The sequence below is a fragment of the uncultured Vibrio sp. genome, assembly GCF_947488985.1.
GTDB lineage: Bacteria > Pseudomonadota > Gammaproteobacteria > Enterobacterales > Vibrionaceae > Vibrio.
On sequence record NZ_CANLBV010000159.1, the window covers coordinates 1 to 4,336 of the forward strand.

The window sequence follows — 4,336 nt, forward strand, 5'->3', positions numbered from 1 at the left end:
CGAGTTTCTAGGCAGACGTTAGCAACGATCCACTTACAAACCTCAGTGAAGTTATTGCGGCGGTTTTGCTTTTTGAACGTATCGATACCGTGGTACTTACGTAGACGGTTGATAATAGAGGCTTGAGTGAGTGCGCCGTTCTTAGAGAAGTATCTAAAGACATCAGCTTTACCTTTGTGTAGGTAAGGTGAACCACCATCAGCGGCTTTCTTGGCCGCTGCTTTGTTGTATTTGGTGATTTCTTGCTGGTACGGCGTGAGTTCCATGGAAAGGTTAAGCCGCCAGTGAATCTAGTAGAGAATGGCACGTTTTAAAGTGAGCTCTGATTGACTTCATGCTTTCCAAATTGAGATGAAAACATACTACATCGTTCGTATGTGTGGCTTCATCTGAGTTATTGAAACCATTGATATGGACATAGAAGTCGAAGCCGTCAACATGGCCACTGTAGTTTAAAAAGACATCGTGAATAGTCGTTTGGCTGATAGTCATAGAGCGAGAAATAAGATCACACATTAGAGTGCGGATTTCTTCTTGTTGATGTGGGGTTTTACTTTGATTTGACATGGTGTTGATCCTTTTTTAATAAGTCTGGTCAATACTTAAAGCCTTGGAACATCACTTGTTTTCAGACAGCCCCCGAAGAGCTTGCAATCTACTAAGGGGGCTTAAAGGATGTTCGCAAAGTCTCCCGACTTGACGAGGTTGATTAAAGATCATTTTGAATTTGAATGATAGTCAGTTGTTTATCACCAGTGGCGTAATCTATCCTTAGTTAAGAGGTGAAAACATGATAACTACACTAGAACTGCTCAACCAATTACGTGTTGAAAAACAATTAGATAGCGATAGACAGGTCGCCAAATACTTAGGATTAAGCCAGCCTTCGGTTCAAAGATGGCGTCACGGCGGCACAATGAGCGATGATATAGCGTGTGAAATAGCAGAAACATTAGGTTTAGATGTAGATTTTGTTTTGTTAGCTATTATTGCTGAACGATCAAAAAACGGGCGTGCTATTGAAGCATTAGAGCGTCTAACAGAAGATAAAAAAACAGCCTAATTTTATAGGCAAAAAGTAAAGGTATCTGATTGATTTTGTTATGAATGATACCTTTATTTTTTGTCTATCTCACTGCGTATTATGTACGTTATGTTAAATGTAATTTGGTGTTTATAAGGCAGGTATCTGTGTGTGATGCCCTGCCTTTATTTTTCGCTGATATTCTCTGCATTATACTGTGTATTTAACCATATTGGTTATTTACCATAAAATACCTAATATACAGTGGTAATAATCTTCGATTTTACCTCTGATATTAGTTTCAAATTAACCGCCAGCGAATTTAACTTTATAGCCTTTCTTTTCTAGATGCGCTTTAATCTTGTCGCGGGCGTCACCTTGAATTTCAATGTTTCCGTCTTTTACTGAGCCACCGCAACCGCATACTTTTTTAAGCTCTGCTGCCATTAATTTTAATGGTGCATCATCTAAATCTAAACCGGTTACGACAGAAACACCTTTGCCTTTACGGCCCTTGGTTTCTTTTTGGATTCGAACGATACCATCGCCTTTTGGACGCTGGACTTTCTCTTCTTCAGGTTTGATACGACCTGTTTCCGTTGAATATACTAGGCTCATAATTTAATTCTTTTGTTGCTCTGCTTTTTGTTTCGCGAGTAAGTAAGCCTCTATGTGACGTTGGATTGCAATTTTGCCGCCTTTCATTAAGCGCCCGTTAAACATGCAATACCACGCGTTCGGCTCACCCGTGTCATTCCTAATTTGGTAGCCGTTGAAATTTTCACTTAGGCCACTTGTTACTCTCGACTTACTTAGCACAGTGAACTCTTTAGGATCAATAATAGATGCGGTATCAAGCCACCAATCAATGCTCTTTTTCACGGCAGCTAAACCACCTTGAATAACATTGTTTTTTAACTTAGTTCGCCAAACCGTGTTAGTTGCATCTATCGATTGTATGTGAACCCCTCGGTATATTGAATTAGCCATATCTATCATCTTGTTGTTTTCACCGTACTAATAATAAGTGTACTTTTTATGATATCAAGCATAATATGTCAAAAAAAGGACTTAGGTATAGTCATTTGAGAAAAAAGATTCCTATTTTAACAGACTCAATAATCGCTAATTCATTTATTGATAAATTAAACAAAAACGCCACGGTTGAAATTATAGATGAGTTAACGGGATATCAGTATTCTCGTAACTCATTACTTGCTATTTATAGTGACTGGAATCGTTACTATGCCTTCTGTATTAAAAATCGTATCAATACCCTCCCGGCTTCCGTTACTGCAATCCGCCGTTTCCTAGAGACGGAGTCTAGCGAGAGAAAATACGCATCGTTAAAACGTTACACTGCAACGCTTAGTTTGTTACATACGGTGTTGAACTTTGCTAACCCGATTAAACATAGACAAGTTCGCTTTACCTTGCTTCATTTACAGGCCCAAATGGCGGGGGATGCTAAGCAAACTAATGCGATGACGTCTGCTCACCTTAAACAATTGGATGTATTACTTTCCCATCAACAAGCAAGTTTGAAAGAAATCCGAGATATCGCTATTTATCACGTGATGTTCGAGTGTGCTTTAAAACGTTCAGAGTTAAAGCTGTTATCAATGAATGATATCGAGATGGCTGAAAATGAATATCAAATTACGATTAAAAACTCAGCTTATAGACTGTCAAAAGTCGCGATGACTGCGCTTGAACGTTGGCTTTCATTTGCTGGAACACAAGAAGATCTACCTGTGTTCCGCGCGATAAACAAGCATGACAATATCGGACTTACCTCTTTGGATGACTCGTCTATCTATAGAATATTAAGACGAGCGAGTGATTTGCTTCAACTAGCAGAAAACCACCATTTTTCAGGGAATTCAACTCGCGTTGGTGCTGTACAGGAGTTATCAAAACAAGGGCTAAAAGTACGAGATATTCAGGATTTCGGCCGTTGGTTGAGCCCGGCTATGCCAGCGCAATATGTGGGTTATACGGTTACGGCAGAAGCTGAGAAAATGAAGTATAAAGCGATAGTGCCTTGGCAATAACGCCAACACCATCGCTTTACTTTTAGATTAACTTGTTGTCATTGTTAATGAAAAAAGTGTGCAGACTTCTAATAAACCAATGGCTAAGACAGGCTTGTTCTCACGCAGTTTTCTAAGAATTGACTGAAGTTGTTACCGTCATGCTCAACCATTTTCGGGAACATCGAGATAGGCGTCATACCAGGGAAGGTGTTGACTTCGTTCAAGTATATCTCATTATCTTGAGTCAAAAAGAAGTCAATACGAGACAAATGGCGAAGCTTCATTTGTGTGAAGACTTTACGTGCACTGTCTGCAATCAATTCGCGCTGTTCTGTGGTTAGGTTACTCGCTTCAACTTCGGTAATTGAATGGCTGTCTTCACTGTACTTTTCTTCATAAGAGTAAAATGCGCCATTTGGTGCAATCACCTCGCCCGGCTTGCTGATATGCAGCTTACCGTCAATCTCATAAGCAGCAACTTCTAACTCTCTTGGTACCACTGACTTTTCAATTAGAACTTGGTCTGAAAAGGTAAACGCTTTATTAATCGCTTCGCTTAACTCGTCTAGTTGGTTTACTTGATAACAGCCAACAGAAGATCCCTGACGAGCGGCTTTCACGAACACTTTACCCCAATTTTCAAATGCCTGAGCGGCTTGTGAATGGGCTTGTTCAGTATTGTCTGATAAGAACAGATACGGCGTGTTTGGAATACCAAGTGCGTCATACCAAAGCTTTGAGGTGATCTTATTAAAGCTGTTGTTACTCGCTTCAGAACCACAACCTAGATATGGAATCTTAGCCATCTCAAACAGTGATTGGATATCACCAGTTTCACCAGGAAAACCATGAATGCATGGAACAATAAAATCCACTTTCGATTGTTGATTGTTGCCACGTAGGGTTTGGGCATGAATATCAAGGTAAATGAGTTCACCGGAATCAAGGCACCAACCTTCTTCCTTCATCTCTACCCTGACGACGTTAAAATCCGCAACGCTATTGAGTTGTTGAAAAAGGAAATTGGCTGAAACTAACGACACTTCATGTTCGGAAGATCCACCGCCGCAAAGTAGAAGAATATTGATTGTGCTCATGGGTAAATTCGAACCTTGGAACTAAGAATACTGACTTCAATGATAAACAAAAGTCGGAATAGATACAGCGTTTTACTCACTAAAATTGTAAATGAAATCTCGAGCGACTAGGGCGTGTTGATCTTTCGAGCTGATTTTTGCAGCGAGTTGCTGGGTATTTATACAAGGCAGAGGCGTCG

General features: G+C 40.1%; 6 protein-coding genes and 1 pseudogene. 2 read left to right on the forward strand and 5 right to left on the reverse strand.

The genetic code is table 11. The features are described from left to right. Together Q1A70_RS19040 and Q1A70_RS19045 are read right to left on the reverse strand one after the other, a co-directional pair. Positions 1 to 266 (reverse strand): annotated as a pseudogene (locus tag Q1A70_RS19040) (hypothetical protein); the annotation flags it as partial. Positions 267 to 273: 7 nt separating this feature from the next. Next, the gene (locus Q1A70_RS19045) at positions 274 to 567 is read right to left on the reverse strand and encodes a hypothetical protein (RefSeq protein WP_299695416.1); all 294 of its coding nucleotides are present in this window, start codon (positions 565 to 567) and stop codon (positions 274 to 276) included. A 223-nt stretch (positions 568 to 790) separates the two neighbouring features. Here Q1A70_RS19045 and Q1A70_RS19050 point away from each other — a divergent pair, with 223 nt between their 5' ends. Beyond that, positions 791 to 1,063 (forward strand): helix-turn-helix domain-containing protein, encoded by a 273-nt coding sequence (locus Q1A70_RS19050; protein WP_299695418.1) that lies wholly within the window; start codon positions 791 to 793, stop codon positions 1,061 to 1,063. 267 nt (positions 1,064 to 1,330) lie between these two features. Here the strand turns inward: Q1A70_RS19050 and yciH are convergent, their stop codons facing one another. Next, positions 1,331 to 1,642: a stress response translation initiation inhibitor YciH gene (yciH, locus tag Q1A70_RS19055; protein WP_008221404.1), complete on the reverse strand. Its 312-nt coding sequence runs from the start codon at positions 1,640 to 1,642 to the stop codon at positions 1,331 to 1,333. A 3-nt stretch (positions 1,643 to 1,645) separates the two neighbouring features. Continuing rightward, positions 1,646 to 2,014, reverse strand: coding sequence for a DUF3319 domain-containing protein (locus Q1A70_RS19060; RefSeq protein WP_299695423.1), 369 nt, complete (start codon positions 2,012 to 2,014; stop codon positions 1,646 to 1,648). A 95-nt stretch (positions 2,015 to 2,109) separates the two neighbouring features. On the opposite strand from Q1A70_RS19060, the gene Q1A70_RS19065 reads away from it, so the two are divergent. Next, positions 2,110 to 3,078: a tyrosine-type recombinase/integrase gene (locus tag Q1A70_RS19065; RefSeq protein ID WP_299695425.1), complete on the forward strand. Its 969-nt coding sequence runs from the start codon at positions 2,110 to 2,112 to the stop codon at positions 3,076 to 3,078. Positions 3,079 to 3,161: 83 nt separating this feature from the next. Here Q1A70_RS19065 and Q1A70_RS19070 read toward each other — a convergent pair whose 3' ends face one another. Next, positions 3,162 to 4,157 (reverse strand): D-alanine--D-alanine ligase, encoded by a 996-nt coding sequence (locus Q1A70_RS19070; RefSeq protein ID WP_299695427.1) that lies wholly within the window; start codon positions 4,155 to 4,157, stop codon positions 3,162 to 3,164. Positions 4,158 to 4,336 lie beyond the last annotated feature (179 nt).

Coding starts and splice junctions, on each gene's coding strand:
- Q1A70_RS19045 (WP_299695416.1), bottom strand. CDS start 567: ATGTCAAATCAAAGTAAAACCCCACATCAACAAGAAGAAATCCGCACT.
- Q1A70_RS19050 (WP_299695418.1), top strand. CDS start 791: ATGATAACTACACTAGAACTGCTCAACCAATTACGTGTTGAAAAACAA.
- yciH (WP_008221404.1), bottom strand. CDS start 1,642: ATGAGCCTAGTATATTCAACGGAAACAGGTCGTATCAAACCTGAAGAA.
- Q1A70_RS19060 (WP_299695423.1), bottom strand. CDS start 2,014: ATGGCTAATTCAATATACCGAGGGGTTCACATACAATCGATAGATGCA.
- Q1A70_RS19070 (WP_299695427.1), bottom strand. CDS start 4,157: ATGAGCACAATCAATATTCTTCTACTTTGCGGCGGTGGATCTTCCGAA.